At 62.9% G+C, this 19,494-nt stretch carries 23 protein-coding genes and 1 pseudogene; 12 read left to right on the plus strand and 12 right to left on the minus strand.

All coding sequences use genetic code 11. The annotated features are described in order from the left end of the window. The first annotated feature begins 9 nt into the window (after window positions 1–9). Entirely contained in the window at window positions 10–1,353 is a 1,344-nt protein-coding gene (gene accC, locus LB552_RS16435) for an acetyl-CoA carboxylase biotin carboxylase subunit (protein ID WP_224608299.1), read from the plus strand. Window positions 1,354–1,365: 12 nt separating this feature from the next. Further along, window positions 1,366–1,983: a leucyl/phenylalanyl-tRNA--protein transferase gene (gene aat, locus LB552_RS16440; protein WP_095767610.1), complete on the plus strand. Its 618-nt coding sequence runs from the start codon at window positions 1,366–1,368 to the stop codon at window positions 1,981–1,983. Here aat and LB552_RS16445 read toward each other — a convergent pair. The 3 genes from LB552_RS16445 to LB552_RS16455 form a co-directional block, all read right to left on the minus strand. Beyond that, complete coding sequence (locus tag LB552_RS16445; RefSeq protein ID WP_095767611.1) at window positions 1,974–2,363, minus strand: hypothetical protein; 390 nt, start codon at window positions 2,361–2,363, stop codon at window positions 1,974–1,976. The genes aat and LB552_RS16445 overlap by 10 nt on opposite strands. 61 nt (window positions 2,364–2,424) lie before the next feature. Continuing rightward, window positions 2,425–2,997, minus strand: a complete 573-nt coding sequence (locus tag LB552_RS16450) for a DUF2155 domain-containing protein (RefSeq protein WP_140842809.1) — start codon at window positions 2,995–2,997, stop codon at window positions 2,425–2,427. 136 nt (window positions 2,998–3,133) lie between these two features. Then, window positions 3,134–3,532, minus strand: coding sequence for an NADH:ubiquinone oxidoreductase subunit NDUFA12 (locus LB552_RS16455; protein ID WP_224608302.1), 399 nt, complete (start codon window positions 3,530–3,532; stop codon window positions 3,134–3,136). Between the two features lie 272 nt (window positions 3,533–3,804). On the opposite strand from LB552_RS16455, the gene panB reads away from it, so the two are divergent. Both panB and panC read left to right on the plus strand, forming a co-directional pair. Next, window positions 3,805–4,644 (plus strand): 3-methyl-2-oxobutanoate hydroxymethyltransferase, encoded by an 840-nt coding sequence (gene panB, locus LB552_RS16460; protein ID WP_224608304.1) that lies wholly within the window; start codon window positions 3,805–3,807, stop codon window positions 4,642–4,644. Then, window positions 4,641–5,492: a pantoate--beta-alanine ligase gene (panC, locus tag LB552_RS16465; protein WP_224608307.1), complete on the plus strand. Its 852-nt coding sequence runs from the start codon at window positions 4,641–4,643 to the stop codon at window positions 5,490–5,492. Before panB ends, panC begins: the two co-directional genes overlap by 4 nt. Window positions 5,493–5,521: 29 nt before the next feature. Here the strand turns inward: panC and LB552_RS16470 are convergent, their stop codons facing one another. From LB552_RS16470 to gatB, 3 genes are all read right to left on the minus strand, one after another. After that, window positions 5,522–6,220, minus strand: a complete 699-nt coding sequence (locus tag LB552_RS16470; protein WP_140541352.1) for an AIM24 family protein — start codon at window positions 6,218–6,220, stop codon at window positions 5,522–5,524. 130 nt (window positions 6,221–6,350) lie between these two features. Continuing rightward, window positions 6,351–6,839, minus strand: a complete 489-nt coding sequence (locus LB552_RS16475) for a GNAT family N-acetyltransferase (protein WP_224608310.1) — start codon at window positions 6,837–6,839, stop codon at window positions 6,351–6,353. Between the two features lie 2 nt (window positions 6,840–6,841). Next, window positions 6,842–8,344 carry an Asp-tRNA(Asn)/Glu-tRNA(Gln) amidotransferase subunit GatB gene (gene gatB / locus LB552_RS16480; RefSeq protein ID WP_095767618.1) on the minus strand — a complete coding sequence of 501 codons (1,503 nt, stop codon included), beginning with the start codon at window positions 8,342–8,344 and terminating at the stop codon, window positions 6,842–6,844. Window positions 8,345–8,652: 308 nt separating this feature from the next. On the opposite strand from gatB, the pseudogene LB552_RS16485 reads away from it, so the two are divergent. Next, window positions 8,653–8,909, plus strand: a pseudogene (locus LB552_RS16485) (YjhX family toxin). A gap of 46 nt (window positions 8,910–8,955) precedes the next feature. Here LB552_RS16485 and LB552_RS16490 read toward each other — a convergent pair. After that, window positions 8,956–9,387, minus strand: coding sequence for a CBS domain-containing protein (locus LB552_RS16490; RefSeq protein WP_095767888.1), 432 nt, complete (start codon window positions 9,385–9,387; stop codon window positions 8,956–8,958). Window positions 9,388–9,591: 204 nt separating this feature from the next. Continuing rightward, window positions 9,592–10,329: a rhomboid family intramembrane serine protease gene (locus tag LB552_RS16495; protein WP_224608313.1), complete on the minus strand. Its 738-nt coding sequence runs from the start codon at window positions 10,327–10,329 to the stop codon at window positions 9,592–9,594. A 427-nt stretch (window positions 10,330–10,756) separates the two neighbouring features. On the opposite strand from LB552_RS16495, the gene LB552_RS16500 reads away from it, so the two are divergent. The 4 genes from LB552_RS16500 to LB552_RS16515 all read left to right on the plus strand — a co-directional run bounded on the left by LB552_RS16500 (window position 10,757) and on the right by LB552_RS16515 (window position 13,857). Then, window positions 10,757–11,395, plus strand: coding sequence for a PAS domain-containing protein (locus LB552_RS16500; RefSeq protein ID WP_224608316.1), 639 nt, complete (start codon window positions 10,757–10,759; stop codon window positions 11,393–11,395). A gap of 172 nt (window positions 11,396–11,567) precedes the next feature. Next, the gene (locus LB552_RS16505) at window positions 11,568–12,185 is read left to right on the plus strand and encodes a PilZ domain-containing protein (RefSeq protein WP_095767620.1); all 618 of its coding nucleotides are present in this window, start codon (window positions 11,568–11,570) and stop codon (window positions 12,183–12,185) included. A 255-nt stretch (window positions 12,186–12,440) separates the two neighbouring features. Continuing rightward, window positions 12,441–13,046 (plus strand): transglutaminase-like cysteine peptidase, encoded by a 606-nt coding sequence (locus LB552_RS16510; protein WP_224549013.1) that lies wholly within the window; start codon window positions 12,441–12,443, stop codon window positions 13,044–13,046. Window positions 13,047–13,305: 259 nt separating this feature from the next. Beyond that, window positions 13,306–13,857, plus strand: a complete 552-nt coding sequence (locus LB552_RS16515) for an ankyrin repeat domain-containing protein (protein WP_224608319.1) — start codon at window positions 13,306–13,308, stop codon at window positions 13,855–13,857. 28 nt (window positions 13,858–13,885) lie between these two features. On the opposite strand, the gene LB552_RS16520 is transcribed toward LB552_RS16515, so the two are convergent. Then, window positions 13,886–14,413 (minus strand): gamma carbonic anhydrase family protein, encoded by a 528-nt coding sequence (locus tag LB552_RS16520; protein ID WP_224608322.1) that lies wholly within the window; start codon window positions 14,411–14,413, stop codon window positions 13,886–13,888. A gap of 19 nt (window positions 14,414–14,432) precedes the next feature. Then, window positions 14,433–14,777, minus strand: a complete 345-nt coding sequence (locus tag LB552_RS16525) for a DUF6949 family protein (RefSeq protein WP_224608325.1) — start codon at window positions 14,775–14,777, stop codon at window positions 14,433–14,435. A 110-nt stretch (window positions 14,778–14,887) separates the two neighbouring features. Between LB552_RS16525 and LB552_RS16530 the strand changes: the two genes are divergently transcribed. From LB552_RS16530 to LB552_RS16540, 3 genes are all read left to right on the plus strand, one after another. After that, complete coding sequence (locus LB552_RS16530) at window positions 14,888–15,616, plus strand: hypothetical protein (RefSeq protein ID WP_224608328.1); 729 nt, start codon at window positions 14,888–14,890, stop codon at window positions 15,614–15,616. A 144-nt stretch (window positions 15,617–15,760) separates the two neighbouring features. Continuing rightward, window positions 15,761–17,008: a cytochrome P450 gene (locus LB552_RS16535; RefSeq protein ID WP_224608331.1), complete on the plus strand. Its 1,248-nt coding sequence runs from the start codon at window positions 15,761–15,763 to the stop codon at window positions 17,006–17,008. Between the two features lie 51 nt (window positions 17,009–17,059). Beyond that, window positions 17,060–17,767, plus strand: coding sequence for a transporter substrate-binding domain-containing protein (locus LB552_RS16540; RefSeq protein WP_224608333.1), 708 nt, complete (start codon window positions 17,060–17,062; stop codon window positions 17,765–17,767). A gap of 13 nt (window positions 17,768–17,780) precedes the next feature. Here LB552_RS16540 and LB552_RS16545 read toward each other — a convergent pair whose 3' ends face one another. Next, window positions 17,781–18,125 (minus strand): cupin domain-containing protein, encoded by a 345-nt coding sequence (locus tag LB552_RS16545; protein WP_224608336.1) that lies wholly within the window; start codon window positions 18,123–18,125, stop codon window positions 17,781–17,783. A 1-nt stretch (window position 18,126) separates the two neighbouring features. Next, window positions 18,127–19,407 (minus strand): O-acetylhomoserine aminocarboxypropyltransferase, encoded by a 1,281-nt coding sequence (locus tag LB552_RS16550; RefSeq protein WP_224608339.1) that lies wholly within the window; start codon window positions 19,405–19,407, stop codon window positions 18,127–18,129. Between the last annotated feature and the right edge of the window lie 87 nt (window positions 19,408–19,494).

A 19,494-nucleotide genomic window follows, 5' to 3' on the forward strand; every position in this document is an offset into this window, starting at 1 on the left:
AATCAGGAGATGTTCCAGAAAATCCTCATCGCCAATCGCGGCGAAATCGCGCTCCGGGTGCTGCGCGCCTGCAAGGAGCTCGGCATCCAGACGGTGGTGGTCCACTCGACCGCGGATTCCGACGCCATGCATGTGCGGCTTGCCGACGAGAGCGTCTGCATCGGCCCACCGCCGTCCCGCGAAAGCTATCTCAACATCCACCAGATCGTCGCCGCCTGCGAGATCACCGGCGCAGATGCCGTGCATCCGGGCTACGGCTTCCTGTCGGAGAACGCCAAGTTCGCCGACATCCTAGCGGCCCACAACATCACCTTCATCGGCCCGTCAGGCGACCATATCCGCGTCATGGGCGACAAGATCGAGGCCAAGCGCACGGCGAAGCGTCTCGGCATCCCCGTCGTGCCTGGATCCGATGGCGCGATCAGCGAAGAGAAGGAAGCCAAGCGCGTCGCCGCCGAGATCGGCTATCCGGTGATCATCAAGGCCTCCGCCGGCGGCGGCGGCCGCGGCATGAAGGTGGCGCACACCGAGGCGGACCTCGAAGTCGCCTTGCAGACGGCCAAGTCGGAAGCGGGGGCGGCCTTCGGCGACGACGCCGTCTATATCGAGAAATATCTGCAGAAGCCTCGCCATATCGAGGTGCAGGTGTTCGGCGACGGCGCCGGCCGAGGCGTGCATTTCGGCGAGCGCGACTGCTCGCTGCAGCGGCGCCACCAGAAGGTCTGGGAGGAAGCCAATTCCCCCGCGCTCAATGCCGAGGAGCGTTCGCACATCGGCGGCATCTGCGCCAGGGCTATCGCCGATCTCGGCTATTCGGGCGCCGGCACGATCGAGTTCCTCTACGAGAATGGCGAGTTCTATTTCATCGAGATGAACACGCGTCTTCAGGTCGAGCATCCGGTGACCGAAGCGATCACCGGCATCGACCTCGTGCATGAGCAGATCCGCGTCGCCTCGGGCGGCGGGCTGTCGGTCAAGCAGGAAGACATCAAGTTCAACGGCCATGCCATCGAGTGCCGTATCAACGCCGAGGATCCGCGCACCTTCACGCCCTCGCCCGGCACGATCACGCATTTCCATACGCCCGGCGGCCTCGGTATCCGTGTCGATTCCGGCGTGTATTCGGGCTACAAAATCCCGCCCTATTACGACAGCCTGATCGGCAAGCTGATCGTGCATGGCCGCAACCGCGTCGAATGCATGATGCGGCTGCGCCGCGCGCTCGACGAATTCGTCGTCGACGGCATCAAGACGACGCTGCCGCTGTTCCGCGACCTGGTCGGCAATCCCGACATCGCCAATGGCGACTACGACATCCACTGGCTGGAAAAATACCTGGCCAAGGGTGAATAGCACGGGGATGCGATGACCCGCCCCTACGCACCAGGCTATCGCATTCCGACCGACCTGCTGCTTCGGGCCTACGCTTCCGGTGTCTTCCCGATGGCCGAGAGCGCCAACGACCCGGAAGTGTTCTGGGTGCGGCCGGAAACGCGCGGCATCATTCCGCTGGACGGATTCCACACACCGCGCAGCCTGAAGAAGACGATCCGCAAGCATCCGTTCGAGATCCGCTACGACTTCGATTTCGAGGCGACGATCGACGGCTGCGCCGAAAAGCGCGAGGAGCGCCGCTCGACCTGGATCAACGCGCCGATCCGCGAAGCCTATGTCGAGCTCTATCGCCTGGGCCACTGCCATTCGGTCGAAGCATGGCGCGAGGAACGGCTGGTCGGCGGCCTCTATGGCGTCTCGCTCGGACGCGTGTTCTTCGGCGAAAGCATGTTCGCCAGGGAGACCGACGCGTCGAAGACCTGTCTCTACCATCTCGTCGAGCGGCTGAAGGCGCGCGGCTTCGCGCTGCTCGACACGCAGTTCACGACCGAGCATTTGAAGCGCTTCGGCGCTGTCGACGTGCCGCGCGGCCAGTATGAGAAGCTGCTCGCCGAGGCGCTGAAGGGCGAGGCCGTCTTCTATCCTTGAGCCCGCGCTGCCGCCTCGATCGGCGTTTGCGAATGGAACATCATCTTCCAGCCATCGGCGCGATGGACATAGCCGGTGCTGACGAGGGCAGCATAGGATTCGCCGTTCTCGCGCGTCGCGCGCGCCTCGTAAGTCAGCATGACGATGTCGCTGCCGGGCTCGACCATGCCCTTCAACTTGATATCGAGGTCGCGCCATCTGTTGGGCTTGGCGGCGGTCTTTGCGAGATCGGCATTGGTCATCGCCTGCGCCATCTGCGGGAACGCCACCAGGCAATCCACATCGGCATTGGCTTCATAGTAAGCGGAATCGCCTGTCCAAAAGCCCTTCTCGATATCGAGAAGCTCCTGCTTGTTGGCCGTGATCGATCTGGTGGTCATCGCAGAATCCTCCTCGCCTGTCGCCGATCTGGAACGGCTCAAAGACGGGCAGGTTCCGAGATCAGTTCGTGTCGGTCGTGTCGTCCGGTGCCGGCGCCGCGTCAGCCGGTTCGGAGGCGGCGTCCGCCGGCTGCGCCGGGGCCCTCGGCTTGGCGGCTTCGGTCTTCGGCTTGCCTGCGTCGGCCTTGGCCGCGGTCGGCGGCGGCACGTCCGACTTCTGCTTGCAGCCCTTGAGCCAGACGTCATAGACGGCGTGCTCGACGGCGTTGAGGCCGGGGCTTTCGGCAAACATCCAGCCGGTGAAGATGCGGCGGATCTTGCGGTCAAGCGTGATCTCGTCGACCTCGACGAAGGAATCGGTCTTCGGCTGCTCCGTGTCCGGCCGCGAATAGCAGACGCGAGGCGTCACCTGCAAAGCGCCGAACTGAACGGTCTCGTCGATATAGACATCGAAGGTGATTATGCGGCCGGTGATCTTGTCGATGCCGGCGAACGCGGCCACCGGATTGGTGATGCGGTCGGAGGCCGCAGGTGCAGCGGCCGGCGCCTGCGCGGCGGCGAACACCGCAGTCGAGGCAAGCAGAACGGATGTCGCCGCGATCAGCGCCTTTGAGATGTTGCCGAAAGAGCTCATGCAAAATACCGGTGGTTGCGCCCGGGTGATTCTCTCAACGCCCAAGGCTAGTCATGGCTGCGCAGTCAGCAAGCAGCTAAACGCCAATTGTGGCGACAAAGGACCGAAGCGGCGTCTTGGATTACAATCCGAGGGATTACGACCCCGGCGTCCAGGCGTCGTAGTCGCCGGTCACCTGCGGGCGATGCTGGTTGGTCAGGATGGAACCCTGCGGACGATAGGCGCCGGGCGTTCCGGTCAGGTTCGGCCGATGCTCCTTCTGCCACTCGCGCGCCTTGTAGTTCTCGCTCGAGGGAGCGGTGTCGACGCGGTGGTGGATCCAGCCATGCCAGCCCGGCGGGATCTTCGAGGCTTCCGAGTAGTCGCGATAGATGACCCACCGGCGCGTGCGGCCTTCCGAATCGATGCCGCCCTCGTAATAGACGTTGCCGGCTTCGTCCTCGCCAACCCGCTTGCCGAAGCGCCAAGTGTACAAGCGGGTGCCGAGCGTCTGGCTGTTCCACCAGGTGAAAAACTGCAGCAGGAAAGTCTTCATCCAAATCCTCGCGGCGGCAGCGGCTGCGCCTTTCCCCTGCTTATGGCGTCACGTCACCGCGAAGGCAAGGGTTTTGCCACACCCCGAATGGAAATGCTCCATGCGTTCATATCTTGATGCATGTCGTCGTCCCAGAACCGCTCCACGATTCTGGGCGACATGCATTAAATCGATGCAGTTGCCCTGCTGGCGGCAGCGCGGCTTGCCAAGCGCCGCCTGTCTTTCTAAAGCTCGGCCCGCCCGTTTCGGGGCACGCCTTGAGGAGGTGACGATTGAGCCGGGATCCGTCCGCCGACAGCCGGATCAGCGCCGAAGACATTCGCCGCCGCAAGGGCGGCGTGCCGATCGTTTGCCTTACCGCCTACACCTATCCTGTCGCCCGCCTGCTCGATCCGCATGTCGACCTGCTGCTGGTCGGCGACAGCGTCGCCATGGTCCTGCACGGCCACGCCACCACGCTCGGCGCCTCGCTGGAGATGATGATCGCGCACGGCCAGGCTGTGATGCGCGGCTCGGCCAAGGCCTGCGTGGTGGTCGACATGCCTGCGGGCAGCTACGAGACGTCGGCCGCCCAGGCCGTCGCTTCGGCGCGGCGCATCGTCGGGGAAACAGGCTGCCAGGCCGTGAAGCTCGAGGGCGGTGTCGACATGGCAGCCCAGATCGCGGCAATCGTTGCGGAAGGAATACCGGTCATGGGTCATATCGGCCTGCAGCCGCAATCGGTGGAGAAGGACGGCGGCTACAAGATCAAGGGCCGGACAGACGACAATATCGCAGCGCTCTTGCGCGATGCAGAGGCGGTGGAAAAAGCCGGCGCCTTCTCGGTGGTCATCGAGGGCACGATGGAGGCCGTGGCTGCGAAGCTTACCCGTCACATTTCCATACCGACCATAGGCATCGGCGCCAGTGCCGACTGCGACGGCCAGATCCTGGTGATCGACGACATGGTCGGCATGACCATCGACCGCGTGCCGAAATTCGTCAAGGAATACGCCGACTTGCGCAGCATGATCGCGAATGCGGCGGCCCGCTACGCCGCCGAGGTGCGCAGCCGTGCCTTTCCTGGCCCCGACCACGTCTTCACGACAGCATCCGGCAAGGACGACACATGAACGCGCCAATCGTCGTCGACTGCGTCGCCGCGCTTCGGACACAGGTCAGGAACTGGCGACAGGCCGGCCTGAAGGTCGCCATGGTGCCGACCATGGGTGCGCTGCATGACGGCCATATCTCACTGGTCAGGATCGCGCTCGAACGGGCCGATCGCTGCGTCGTCTCGATCTTTGTCAACCCGGCCCAGTTCGCGCCGACGGAGGATCTCGACAAATACCCACGCCAGCTGGCGCACGATCTCGACCGGCTGCGGGATGCGGGTGCGCATCTCGCCTTCACGCCGGGCGTAAACGAAATGTACCCCGCCGGTTTCGCCACGAAGATCTCGGTGGGCGGCCCCTCTCGCGGCCTGGAAACCGACTTCAGGCCGAGTTTCTTCGACGGCGTCGCGACCGTGGTAGCAAAACTCTTCCTGCAGGCGGCGCCCGATTGCGCCGTGTTCGGCGAGAAGGACTACCAGCAGCTTTGCGTCGTCAGGCAGCTCTGCCGCGACCTCGACCTGCCGGTCGAGATCGTCGGCGCGCCGACGGTGCGCGACGTCCATGGCCTCGCCATGTCGTCGCGCAATGCCTATCTGGGCGAAGCCGAGCTCGGCATAGCACGCAAGCTCAACGTGATCCTGCGCCGCACCGCGGCGGCGCTTGCGAGCGGCGCGGACGAAGCCGGCGCCACCGACGCCGCCGCGAAGGCCCTCGTCTCCGCGGGCTTCCAGAAGGTCGACTATGTCGCCGCGCGCGAAGCCGCGACGCTCAGCCCCTGGCGGAAAGACCGCGACGGCCGCCTGCTGGCGGCCGCCTGGCTCGGCACGACACGCCTGATCGACAATGTGGAAATTCCCTCCGCCTGATCGGACTTTCGTTCGATCAGGCTCGCCGCCTACTCTTCCGACGGCATATGCAGATACATCGACTGGATGCCGACGCGGCCTGGCCCGGTGAAGCGATTGACGACGAAATTCATGGCGGCGCCGAAGAAGCCGCTGGAAAGCCGGTCGATCCTTGTATCCATCTTTACCGATGCGTCCTTGAACAGCCAGCCGCCCGGCTCGATGTCGATGGTCTCGCCGGGCGCCAGCACCTTCTCGAAGACATTCCCGTAACCGTGCAGCCAGACGATGCCGTCGCCTGTCTCGCCGCGGAAGCGGTCGATGAAGAAGCCGCTCTGGCCAAACAGCATCGTTCCCAGTCCGCGCACGCGCTCGAACGTGTAGTCGACGCTGGCGGTCGCGGCGAGGAACTGGTGCTCGCGCACCTGGATCTCCTCGCCGCGCCGAAGATGGATCGGCACGATATGGCCCGGTCCGTCGCGGCTGAAGGCGATGATGCCCGGCCCCGACGCCTCGGTGACGAATATCTGCATGCCGGCGATCATGCGCTTCAGCGCGCCCTTCAGCGATTTCAGGCCGATGGTGATAGCGGTGTTCTTCCAGAGCAGGATGTGGTGCTCGAAATAGACCGGCATGTTGGTCACATCGACCGACAGCACCGGCACAAGTTCGCCGGCGACGTGATAGGTCACGCCGCCAAAAGTCTCGTCCGACACCTCGGTCGGCATCAGTTCAGGCAAGCTCGGCATGGCAATCCCCCATTTGCCGGCGACGCCTCTGGCTAGTGGGAGAGCGGGACACCGGCGATGCGCAGCCTTGACCACGCGGGTCGGCGCGATCAAATCAAAACCGCGCGATGAATGGGGGCTCGCCGCCGACCTAGCGGAGCCGCTTCTCCATGATGAGGGCGGGCAGTCCCGAATTGCCGCCGCAATCGGCGGTTCTGCCTGCCGGGCGGAACCCATTCGCCTCGTAGAAGGCGATGGCCGCGGCATTTGCTTCTTCGACCTCGAGGCGCAGCGTATGCATCTCCGGAAAGCTGGCTTCAACTTCATCGAGCAGCGACTGGCCAATCCCCTGCCGTTGGCAGGCCGGATGGACGTAAAGCTGGTTCAAAAGGACGATCTTCGGGTCGGTGGTGGCGGCAGCGAACGCCATGCCGCCGAGCCGCTTGCCGTCGTCAGCCACCAGGAACTCGGAATTCGGCCGCGCCAGCCGCGCCTTGAGCGAGGCGATCGAATGCCAGTCATCCGTGATTTCAGTTACCCGCTTGGTGCCATAGACGGCGTCGTAAGTGGCATGCCAAGTCTCGACCAGCAACGCACGGACGGCTGCGAGATCGCGTTCGCTGGCCGTCCGCACGAACATCGCTAGCCCTCGATGCCGAGCTTGGCCTTGACGAGGTCGTTGACCGCCTGCGGGTTGGCCTTGCCGCCGGTCGCCTTCATCACCTGGCCGACGAACCAGCCGGCCATGGTCGGCTTGGCGCGCGCCTGCTCGGCCTTGTCGGGGTTGGCGGCGATCACCTCGTCGACGGCCTTCTCGATGGCGCCGGTGTCGGTGACCTGCTTCATGCCGCGGCTCTCGACGAGCTGGCGCGGATCGCCGCCTTCGTTCCAGACGATCTCGAACAGGTCCTTGGCGATCTTCCCGGAGATGGTGCCTTCCTTGATCAGGTCGATGACGGCGCCTAGCTGCTCTGGCGAAAGCGGAGCATTTTCAATGTCTTTGCCGGCTTTGTTGAGAGCGCCGAGCAGGTCGTTGATGACCCAGTTGGCGGCGAGCTTGCCGTCGCGGCCGGATGCCACCTTCTCGAAATAGTCGGCAATCGGCTTTTCCGACACCAGCACCGAGGCGTCATAGGTCGACAGGCCAAGCGACGAAATCAGCCGCGCCTTCTTGTCGTCGGGCAGTTCCGGCAGGTGTTGCGCCAACGCATCGACATAGGCCTGGTCGAATTCCAGCGGCAGAAGATCGGGATCCGGGAAATAGCGATAGTCATGCGCCTCCTCCTTGGAGCGCAACGAGCGCGTCTCGCCCTTGACCGGGTCGAACAGGCGGGTCTCCTGGTCGATCTTACCGCCATCCTCCAGAATGGCGATCTGCCGGCGCGCCTCGGATTCGATCGCCTGGCCGATGAAGCGGATCGAGTTGACGTTCTTGATTTCGCAGCGTGTGCCGAATGCGCCGCCCGGGCGGCGCACTGAGACGTTGACGTCGGCGCGCAGCGAACCTTCGTCCATGTTGCCGTCGCATGTGCCGAGATAGCGCATGATGGTGCGCAGCTTTGTCACATATGCCTTGGCCTCGTCGGCCGAGCGGATGTCGGGCTTGGAGACGATCTCCATCAGCGCCACGCCGGAGCGGTTGAGGTCGACATAGGACATGGTCGCATGCTGGTCATGCATCGACTTGCCGGCATCCTGTTCCAGATGCAGGCGCTCGATGCCCACCTCGATATCCTCGAACTCGCCCTGGCGGTCGGGCCCGACGGAGACGATCACCTTGCCCTCGCCGACGATCGGCTGCTTGAACTGCGAGATCTGGTAGCCCTGCGGCAGGTCCGGATAGAAATAGTTCTTCCGGTCGAAGACCGATTTATGATTGATCGCGGCCTTCAGGCCGAGCCCTGTGCGGATCGCCTGCTTGACGCATTCCTCGTTGATGACCGGCAGCATGCCCGGCATCGCTGCGTCGACAAGGCTAACATTGGCATTGGGCGCCCCGCCGAACGACGTCGAGGCGCCGGAAAAGAGTTTTGCCTCCGAGATCACTTGCGCATGCACTTCGAGCCCGATGATGATCTCCCAGTCGCCGGTGGCGCCAGGGATCAGGCGTTTTGCGTCGGGGGTGCGGGTGTCGATGATGCTCATGGAGGCCTGCAGACTTTGAATTCTCGGAGTTGCAATTAATGTACTCATTGAGATGCATTAATGCACATTTTGGGTGCGCAACTTCGCTAGTCCAAACCGCCCTGCGAGACAAGCGCAAAGCCCGCACGCTGGCCTTTTCCGCCACGTTCGCTTATAGGATACCCCATTCCAATGGAGAGTGGATGTCCACTTACGCTCAGTCCCGGTGAAGCCCTGACCTCCTAAGCGAGGCAGGGCAGAAAACCTGAAACCCCGTGCCGCGATGTCTCGCAGCGGCGGCTTTTGTTGTTTTTCCCGGGACTTCTCCAATGGACATTTCGCGTAACGAGCAGCGCATCCTGCACCTGCTCGCGCAGGGCGGCGCATCGAAACCGAAAAGAACGAAAGCAGGAAGATCGCCTCGGTCCTGTGCCTGACCCGCGATGGCTGGCGCTATCCGGGCTTCGATTTGGAGCTCTTTCGGAAATTGAGGCGCAAGAAGGCAGTTTCTTCGACCAACGGCGGTCCTTACCGCATCACCCGACGTGGGCTCGCGCTCGTGCGCGCCGAACTCGACAATCGCTAATGTCCAATGCCGCCGGACGAAACGCCGGCGGCACCTTCCGTTTGCTTCAGGCCGTGGCGATATAGGCCCTGATCTCCTCGGCCTCGCGCTCGACATCCTCGATGCGGCGCTTGACCACGTCGCCGATGGAGACGATGCCGTCGAGCAGCCCGTTTTTCTCCACCGGCAGATGGCGGAAGCGGCCTCGCGTCATGATCTCCATCACCTCGTTGACGGTGTGGTTTTCGTTGCAGATCTTGACCTTCGGCGTCATCGCCGAGCGCACGGGGATGTCGAGCGCGGCGGCGCCCTCCTTGGCCACGACCCTAACGATATCGCGCTCAGAGAGAATGCCGACGATCTTTCGGTCGCCATTGGTGATGACGAGCGCGCCGATCCTGTGCTCGGCCAGCATGCGAATGGCCTCGCTGAGTTTTTCATTGGGCCCGAGCGTGAACACGTCATGGCCCTTGCTTTCAAGAATTGCCTTAACCGTCATGGCGTCCTCCACTGCCTTTGACGCCCCCGGCGCCCTTAGGAAGACACTGGGTGCTTGGGCAACATCGTGCGCCGTGATTGGTTGCATTTCAAGTGCGCCTAAGGACTAGATCAGGAAGGCGTATCGTTGAATCGCCATCCTGATCTATCTCTTGTTGGAACATGATCTTCTCCGAAACCGGTTCCAACTTTTCGGGATCATGCCCTAGGCGGCAGCCAGCGGACGGTCGAAGAAACGCAATCCGAAAAAGCCGGCGACGAAGCCGCCAATATGGGCTTCCCAGGCGATCTGGCCGTCGATGCCCGGCGCGAAGCCGAGCAGGCCCGTGGCCAGATTGATCACCATCCAAACGCCAAGAAAGGTCATGACGCCGCGCGAACGCAACACCGATGCGACCGGCAGCGGCTCGCCGGCGAAGGCACCCCGGCCCGACGAACGGTCGACGCGGAAGCCGTAGCGCGCGGCCGCGCCCATCATCCCGGAGATCGCGCCCGATGCGCCGACGAGCGGCATCTCGCCATAGGGATGCAGTGCCCAGAACAGAGCGACCGAGGCCAGTCCGGTCACAGCGTAGAACATTGCGAAACGTAGCGCGCCAAGACGATTGGCGAGCGGCGAGCCGAAGGCTGCAAGCCAGATCATGTTGATGGTGATATGGGCGACGCCCCCATGCATGAACGCATAGGTGAACGGGCGCGTGAACAAGAACCAGTCGAAGCCGTATTGGCCGGTGTACAGCACCGGAATGAAGGCGCCGTCATAGAGCAGCGTCATTTGCTGCGTTTCGTTCAGCACATATTGCTGCAGCAGATAGACGACCGCGCAAATGCCGATCACGGCAAGCACCACCGGCGGCAGGTTGAACACAGGTTCGCGCCGCCGCGGCTCGGAAGCCTCGTCCGGCTGTGGTTCGTTTTCACTGGGGCTTACGGGCTCGCTCATGCACCCTTGCAGGTCCGGGACTCGGCGTTTTCGACGAGCATGTAGATCACGCGCTTTGGAATCACAAACGGCTAATCACCACAGCGCCCGCGCAGAAAAAGGCGAATCAGAGCAAGGGCCGAATCAAAAAGAAGGCCGTTCAGGTGTCCCCCTGAACGGCCGGTCGAGCCCCCTGCTCCCCATAAACTCGTGACTGAAGTGCTGCCGATCGCTGCTGAAACGACCGTTTTGGAGTGGTTTTGATGTGCCACAGGCCTCGGCGGCACACAATGTAAACCGTTTGTTAACCTTAACGACCCCGAGGCGTGAACAAACGTTAACGATACTGGCACGCATCCTGCTCCGCACCGCATGAAGGTCATCGGAGGGCGCCCTGTCTGTTCGCCGATGGGACATCAAAAGACAGGTTGTGCGGAGCAGGATGGACATGAACGAAAAAGGATCGATCGCGCTGTTCCAATATTGGAACCGGCTGCGTGATGGCCGCCTTGCCCCGAAGCGATCGGAGGTGGAGCCGGCAGACATCAAGTCGCTTCTGGCCGACACCTTCATCCTCGAGCGCGATACGCGCGGCGAGGCGGTGTTCCGGCTGGCCGGCACGAGGCTCTGCGCCTATTATGGCCGGGAGCTCAAGGGCTTCTCCTTCCCTTCGCTCTGGCGCGAGAAGGATCAACGGCTGGTGTCGCGGCTCATGCAGGGCGTTTTCGATCAGAAGTCGGTTCTGCTCATGACATATGAGGGATTCAGCCGGAACGGCCGCTCCAACAAATTCGAGCTCCTGGCGCTGCCGTTGGACGGCGGCGCCGAGAACCCGCGCTGCCTGGGCATCATCAGCACCGCCGACAAGCCGTTCTGGCTTGGTGCCGACCCGCTCGCCGACGCGCTCATCGATTCGATTCGGGTGATAGACCCCGAGAAGGAGCCGATGTTCCTGAAGAACCGTCCGGCGATCGACGTCCCCTCGCTCGTTCCGACCGAATTCGATGCTCCGGAGACCATTTCGGCGCTCGGCCGCGTGCGTCGCATCCGCCATCTCGTCGTCCTCGACGGCGGGCGTCACGAGTGAGCCCCGCCGTGTGAGGTTTCCCGTCGCTCTCGCTAGATTTTTCAGCGCTGCGCGTGCCCCAGGCCCAGGCTTTTGCGGCCGACTTTTCCCGTTTGTTAACCTGCTTTGCTGTAGCTTTTCGGGCGAAATTCCTCGCATCGTCGCGCGGAATGCCAACCGGGTGTAGGCAGTCATGAGGTCAGCGGCGGTAGAATATGCGCCGTCACGAGCTGAGCGGCGCAACTTCCAGCGTGTCCGTGTCAAGATCTACGGACGTTTCATGCTGGAAGACCGCACCGAGCATCCTTGCCAGGTGATCGATATGTCGCCCGGCAACGTTGCGTTGCGCACGGACCGGATCGGCATGCCGGGCGAGAAGGTTATCGCCTATATCGACCATATCGGTCGTGTCGAAGGCATCGTGACGCGTACGTCGCAGGACGGGTTCGCCATGACCGTCATCGCCTCGGAGCGCAAGAAGGACAAGCTTGCCGCGCAGCTCACCTGGCTTGCCAACAAGCATGAGCTCGACCTGCCCGAGGACCGCCGCCACGAGCGCGTGGCGCCGCGCAATCCGATGAGCGTCCTCCAGCTCACCGATGGGCGCCAGTATCAGTGCCGCATCATCGACCTGTCGCTCTCCGGTGCCGCCATCGAGATCGATGTCAAGCCGGCAATCGGCGTCCAGGTCACGTTAGGCACGATGCGCGGCCAGATCGTGCGCCATTTCGAGGACGGCGTCGCCATAGAATTCGCCGTCATCCAGCGGCCGGAAACTCTGGATCAGGAATTCAACGCGCCGCGGTCCTGACGCAAACCCGCACCGCAAGCGCGAAGCGAGCCGGCCGGTAGCGGCCGGTTTTTTGTTGCTGGTTTGGCGGGTCGGACGCGGATCGCCAGCGCTATCAAGACCTCACGCGAGCCGGCGAAATCTGAATAATCCGAAATCGCGGTAGTTCAAATTTTATGTTTATTCTACTGGCGTTTTACTCAATGTCTACTTCGGGTTTTTGCGTCAAATAAATCCCAACGTGGCACAGTCTCCGCAAACGGGGAGACTACAACAATGAAAATGACGAGGGGCAAGCTGTTGCTCTTGGCAATGGCGATGCAGCTTTCCGCCTGGGGTACGGCAAGCGCAGGACCGGCTTTCATGCATACGGGTGGCCGCACCACCCAGCCGGTCGGTCACTACGATTTCTGCCAGCGCATTCCGGTCGAATGCAATGAACGGACGCCGAAGGGTTCGCCGGTCGAGCTGACGCGCAAGCTGTGGGCGACGATAGTCAACGTCAACAATACGGTCAACACCCGCGTCAAGCCGCGCACCGACATGGAGATCTACGGTGTCGAGGAATACTGGGCCTATCCCGACAAAGGTTATGGCGACTGCGAGGATTACGCGCTGGAGAAGCGCCGTGAGCTGATGGCCGTGGGCGTGCCAGCCGGCAATCTGCTGATGACGGTGGTGCGCCAGCCGAACGGCGACGGCCATGCGGTGCTGACGGTGCGCACCAGCCTCGGCGAATTCATCCTCGACAATCTCGAGCCGAAAGTGCTCGCCTGGAACGACACGGTCTACACTTACCTCAAGCGTCAATCGACGGAGAATTCGGGCGTTTGGGTGACGATCAACGACGGCCGCGACGACGCGGTCGCCAGCGTCCGCTAAAGCGCCAAAGCGATCGGGTACGTCGCCGTGACGCGGCGGCGCGCCCAGGAAGAAAGCCCGGTCGAGTCCCCACCCTCCCCGTCCCCAACGACCGGGTTTTAGGAGCCGGCCCCTGTCCCCGGGGCCGGCTCCGCCATTTCGGTCGCCGCCCGCCGGCTGCAACCAATCGGCGCGGCGCTGTCGAAGCGCCATGGTCGGCACGCCCTTCCCCGCCGAGGCGGATGGGAGCAGTATGGCTTGTTCGTTGCGGATGAAGGCGATGCTGGAAGTCCCTGAGGATCGCGGCGCAAGACGCCGTCTTTTCAAGGCTATCGACAACGCCTTCAAGGCGGGCGACTTCGAAGGCCTTGGCAAGGCGCTCGGCGGCTCTGCGCGCTGGTTCGACGAGCGGATGCCGTTCGAGCTCGGCCTTGGCCATCCGCTGGAATACGCGATCTACTGGAGCCCGGCCGCGTTCATCACCGCGCTTCTCGATGCCGGCACAAACCCGAATTATGAAGACCCGGCCGGGTTTCCATCGATCATTGCCGCGCTGTCGACGGAACGGCCGGACCGGTTGGACGTCATCCATATCCTGCTCGCGCATGGCGCCGACCCGGATATGCGCGGCGTGAACGACTGGACCGCCCTGCACTACGCGGTGTCCCGGCGCGACGCCGAGGCGATCCGTCTGCTGCTCCTGTCAGGCGCGGACGCTTCGCTGAGGACCCGCATCGACGACTATGAGACGGCCCTGGAAGGCGCCGAGCAGGCCGGCTTCGAAGCGGGCGCCCTGCTGTTGCGTGAAGCGATGAACAGCCGCCGCGGATGAAGACAGGCGGAGTTGCCGCCCGCCGCCTTCACACTGTCTTGAGCTTGGCCTTGAAGCGTTTGGCATTGGCCACATAGTGCGCTGCAGAGACGCGCAGCCGCTCGATCGCCGCCTCGTCCAGCGTCCTTATCACCTTGGCGGGCGAGCCGACGATCAGCGAATTGTCCGGAAAAACCTTGTTTTCGGTCACCAGCGCGCCGGCGCCGACCAGCGAGTTATTGCCGATCCTGGCGCCGTTCAGCACGATGGCGCCCATGCCGATCAGGCTGTTGTCGCCGATCGTGCAGCCATGCAGCAGAGCGCGGTGGCCGATCGTGCAGCCTTTGCCGATGGTCAGCGGAAAGCCGGGATCGGTGTGCATGATCGTGTGTTCCTGCACATTGGTGTCGGCACCGATGATGATCGGTTCACCGTCGCCGCGGATGGCGACGCCGAACCAGAAACCGGCATTGCGGCCGATCCGGATATTGCCGATCAGCGTGGCGTCGGGCGCGATCCAGTTCGTATCGACGTCCTCGAACTCGGGCGCTTTCCCATCGATCGCATAGACCGGCATTGTTCGTCTCCGAATCGTCTCAACCAGCGAATTCGAAAGACCCTAAGTTGGCTGTCGCCCAGGATGCAATGGTGATGACGACGACGCCTAGCGCCAGCGCCCAGGCAATGGCCGTGCAGCCGCAGGACAACAGCGCCATCGTGCCGATGCGGCCCTCGCGCCGGGCGGCCAAGGCCTCGTTGGTGAGCATGAACGGCCCGGCGCAGGCCGTTGCCGCGAGCGAACGCAGGATATGCACGGGCGAAACATAGGGTTCAGCAAAGGCCAGGCGCCGGCCGGCCAGCAATTCCATGGCCGATCCGGCCAGTCCGCAAGCCGTGAGACCAACCGCGAAAGCGTAAAGAACAAGCACAACGGGATCCATGTTTACCAACCGTTTACCATGAAAACGCACAGTCGTGCCACCGCGCTGCAAGAGCCATGCCGCGCAAGCTGTGCCGCCGAAGGACAGGTGGGCGGATCGGGGAAGAGCAAATGAGAGAGGCAAATGTTGCCAAGAGCGCGGACTTCGAGGTCGTCAACTCGACCTTGATGAAGCGGGTCTTCTATATCTTCGCGGCGCTGGCGCTGCTTTCGATTGCCATCAGCGTCGGCGGCAAATGGCTTGGACGGTCGATCGCCATGGCCGGCTATACGGATGACAAGACGGTGCGCCAGATCGTCATGGGCAACAATCTCATCAGCGTGCCGGCGAACTTCATCCGCTTCGACCAGGCCAGGCGCGACGGCATCGCCTCGCGGCTCGATCTCTATCTTCGCTATCCCGAGATGGACGGCTACAGCACGGCCGCGCGCGACGACTTCAACCATGCGACGGCCAGGAAGATCATCTTCCTGTCGTTCGAGCCGCGAATGATGTCGCGCGACATGAGCGGCCGTTTCGCGCCCATCTACAGCGCTCTGATCGAAAAGCCGGGGACGCCCGGCCCGGGCGGCACGACGGTTTACGCCTTCACTGAAAAATCAGGCTATCTCAACGAAGTGCTGGCTGTTGCCGAGCGTCCCGGCAAGGATCCGTTCGTCGCCCGCTGCCTGAGCGGCCCGAGTGCCGAGGAATCGCTGGCGCCCTGCGAGCGCGACATCCAGGTCGGCGACGATCTCAGCCTTACCTATCGCTTTCCCCGCGAGCTGCTCGCGAACTGGCCGGCGCTCGACGCAGCGATTGCAGCCAAGGTCGCGAGCATCCTCAAGACAGGCCATTGACGCTGGCGGCTAGCCGAATATCCAACGACATCATTTCGGTGCATGGCCAGCGCTTCAAACCCGCAATCTGGCTCAACGGTTCGATTTCACGGGCGCCAAAATACGGTCTGGCATCGGGCTGACAAGGCGCGCTAATGGTCGGGCATGACCGATTTAATGCCTTCCTATCTCGAGTTTGATCTCGCCAGCCGCCGCCTGAATCTCGATCCGCACGAACCAGCCTTCGTGCAGAACCCTTATGAGGCCTACGCCTTCCTACACGGCACTGCCAACGCGTTTTTCTGGGAAGACTACGGGTTCTGGTGCTTTGGCGGCTTCGATGACGTCAACCATCTGCTGCGCGACCGCCGTTTCGGCCGCCAGAATCCGGCGGGGATTCCCGACAGCCGGGGCGTCGGCGACGACCGCTCGCATCTCGTCGCCTTCGACGCGATCGAGGCCAATTCCCTGCTGGAGCTCGAGCCGCCGGTGCATACGCGGCTCAGAACGCTGGTCAATCGCGCCTTCGTCTCACGTCAGGTCGAGCGGCTCAGGCCACGCATCGAGGTTTTGGCCAACGAGCTGGTCGACCGCTTCGAGCCAAACGGCATCGACCTTCTGCCCGCCTACGCCTCGCCTTTGCCGATCACCATCATTGCGGAAATGCTCGGCGTACCGGTGGAGATGGGGCCGCAACTGCTCGACTGGTCGCATCGGATGGTCGCCATGTACATGCATGGCCGCACGCGCGAGACCGAGGAGACGGCGAACCGCGCCGCGCGCGATTTTTCCGACTTCCTGCGGGGCTATATTGCGGAGCGGCGCAAGAAACCCGGCGACGACCTGCTGTCGCTGCTCATCGAAGCCCAGGACAACGGTCAGAAGCTTTCGGAAGACGAGCTGGTTTCCTCAGCGATCCTGCTTCTCAATGCCGGCCATGAGGCGACCGTGCACCAGACCGGCAATGCGGTGCGCTCGATCCTGGCGCAAGGCGGCGATCCGCGCCGCTTCTTTGCGACACCGGAGGCGAATGTCGCGACGGTCGAGGAATGCCTGCGCTACGACCCGCCGCTGCATATGTTTCTGCGCTATGCCTATGAGGAGATGGAAGTTTCGCCAGGCATCCTGGTCAAACCCGGGGAGATGGTCGCTCTGCTGCTCGGCATGGCCAACCATGATCCGTTGACTTTTGCCGGACCTGACACCTTCAATCCGGCCCGCACGGACCAGAAGAATGTCTCCTTCGGCGCCGGCATCCATTTCTGCATCGGCGCACCGCTGGCCAGGCTGGAGTTGCAAGTATCGCTGAAGACGCTGTTCGATCGGCTTCCGGAGTTGCGCCTGGCGGAGACACCGCGCTTCCGCGACACTTACCATTTTCACGGGCTGGAACAGGTTGCCGTTATCTTTTGACCGGCGAAGGATCCGCCTCGAACAGCTGAAATTGTCATTCGGAATTCAGAAATGAGATTCGCCTTCCTGCAAGAGCCGCCCTTCTGCTTCACCGATGCCGCGGGCAAGCTCGGCGGTTGCGACGCGGTGCTCGCCGAGAAAGTTTGCCAGATGCTCGACCTGGAGAACTTCTCGCCGATCGAGGCGGAATTCGCCGAACTGCTCCCCGGTTTGGTGGACGGCCGCTGGGACATGACGACCGGCCTGTTCATCTCCGAGGAGCGCAGCAAGCTCGTGGACTTCACGCGGCCGATCTGGTCACTGCCGGACGGGTTGATGGTCGCCAAAGGCAATCCGCTGGAGCTGAACGGCTATCGCTCCGTCGCCCAACATCCTTCCGCCGTGCTCGCAGTCATATCGGGCCAGATCCAGCACCAGACCGCGCTGCAGAACGGCGTTCCGCCCCAGCGGATCAGGATATTCGCCACGCAGGCCGAAGCAGCCGAAGCCGTTGCGGCAGGCCATGCCGACGCGTATGCCAGCGTCGCCATGGCGCATCGCGGCTATGTCAACAGACGGACCGGCGCACCGCTTGCCGTCATCGACGTCCCGGCCTTTGAAAAGCAGCCTGCGGCAGGCGCTTTCGCCCTCGCCAAGGGCAACGACGCGCTGCGCCGGCGCGTCGATCAATGTCTCGGCGATCTGCTCGGAAGTGCATGGCACCGGGAGATCATGAGCAAATACGGCTTTTCCGACGGCGATGTCGATCGGCTGCTTTGATTGCTGGAAGCATTCAAAGCCGGATCACATATTCTTTGCGCGTCTTCTCGAGCACTTCCCATGTGCCCTTGAACCCGGGCCTCAGCACGAAACTGTCGCCGGCCCGCACGGTGCGCGCCTCGCCGCCATCCTCGGCGATCACCGAGACACCGGACAGGATGTGGCAGAACTCCCATTCGTCATAGGCGATGCGCCATTTGCCCGGCGTCGCTTCCCAGACGCCAGCATAGAGGCCGCCGTCGCGCTCCTCGACATTCCAGGTGCGGAATTTGGGATGGCCCGAAATCACCCGATCCGAGGCCGGCGCGCCGGCCTCAGATTCGACCGCATCGATGTTGAGCGCAAGAAAGGCCGACATATCAGACCTTGCCGAGCGCCTGCTCGAGGTCGGCAACGATGTCGTTGACGTCCTCGATGCCGATCGAAAGGCGGACGGTGTCAGGTCCGGCGCCGGCCTTGACCTTCTGCTCGTCGGAAAGCTGGCGGTGCGTGGTCGAGGCCGGATGAATGACCAGCGATTTGGTGTCGCCGACATTGGCGAGGTGCGAGAACAGTTCGAGCGCCTCGACGAATTTGATGCCGGCCTCGTAGCCACCCTTGAGGCCGAAGGTGAACACCGCGCCTGCGCCCTGCGGCGAATATTTCTTCTGCAGCGCGTTGTTCTTGTCACCTGGAAGGCCGGGATAGTTCACCCAGGCTACCTTCGGATGGTTCGACAGCCAGCCGGCAACGCTCGCGGCATTGTCGCAATGACGCTGCATGCGCAGCGGCAGCGTTTCCAGGCCGGTCAGGATCAGGAAGGCGTTGAAGGGCGAGATCGCCGGGCCGATGTCGCGCAAACCAAGCACGCGGGCGGCAATCGCGAAGGCGAAGTTGCCGAAAGTCTCGTGCAGGACGAGGCCGCCATATTCAGGGCGCGGCTCCGACAGCATCGGGTATTTGCCGGACTTCGACCAGTCGAAGGTGCCGCCATCGACGATGACGCCGCCGATCGAATTGCCGTGGCCGCCGATGAACTTGGTCAGCGAGTGCACGACGATGTCGGCGCCGTGCTCGATCGGCCGGACCAGATACGGCGAGGCCAGCGTGTTGTCGACGATCAGCGGCAGGCCGTGCTTGCGGGCAATATCGCCGATCTTCTCGATGTCGACGAAGACACCGCCGGGGTTGGCAAGGCTCTCGATGAAGATCGCCTTGGTCCTGTCATCGATCTGGCTCTCGAAGGTCGCCGGATCGTTTGCCTCTGCCCAGCGAACTTCCCAGCCGAAGTTCTTGAAGGCATGGCCGAACTGGTTGATCGAGCCGCCATAAAGCTTGTTGGCGGCGACGAAGTTGTCGCCAGGCTGCATCAGATTGTGGAAGACGATGACCTGCGCGGCGTGGCCCGAGGCGACGGCAAGTGCCGCGGTGCCGCCTTCGAGCGCCGCGACGCGCTCCTCGAGAACCGCTTGCGTCGGATTCATGATGCGCGTGTAGATGTTGCCGAAGGCCTTCAGCCCGAACAGCGAGGCGGCATGGTCGGCATCGTCGAAGACAAAGGAGGTGGTCTGGTAGATCGGCGTGGCGCGGGCGCCGGTCGCCGGATCGGGCTTTGCGCCTGCATGAACGGCTAAAGTGCTGAAACCAGGCGTACGGGTCATCGAAATCCCTCTCCTAACGTTCGAAAATTGCCGGGCATTCTTGGCGAAGCGCGGCCGGGAATGCAAAGAAGAAAATACCGTTCGGGG

It is taken from the genome of Mesorhizobium sp. CA7 (assembly GCF_020165015.1).
Classification (GTDB): domain Bacteria; phylum Pseudomonadota; class Alphaproteobacteria; order Rhizobiales; family Rhizobiaceae; genus Mesorhizobium.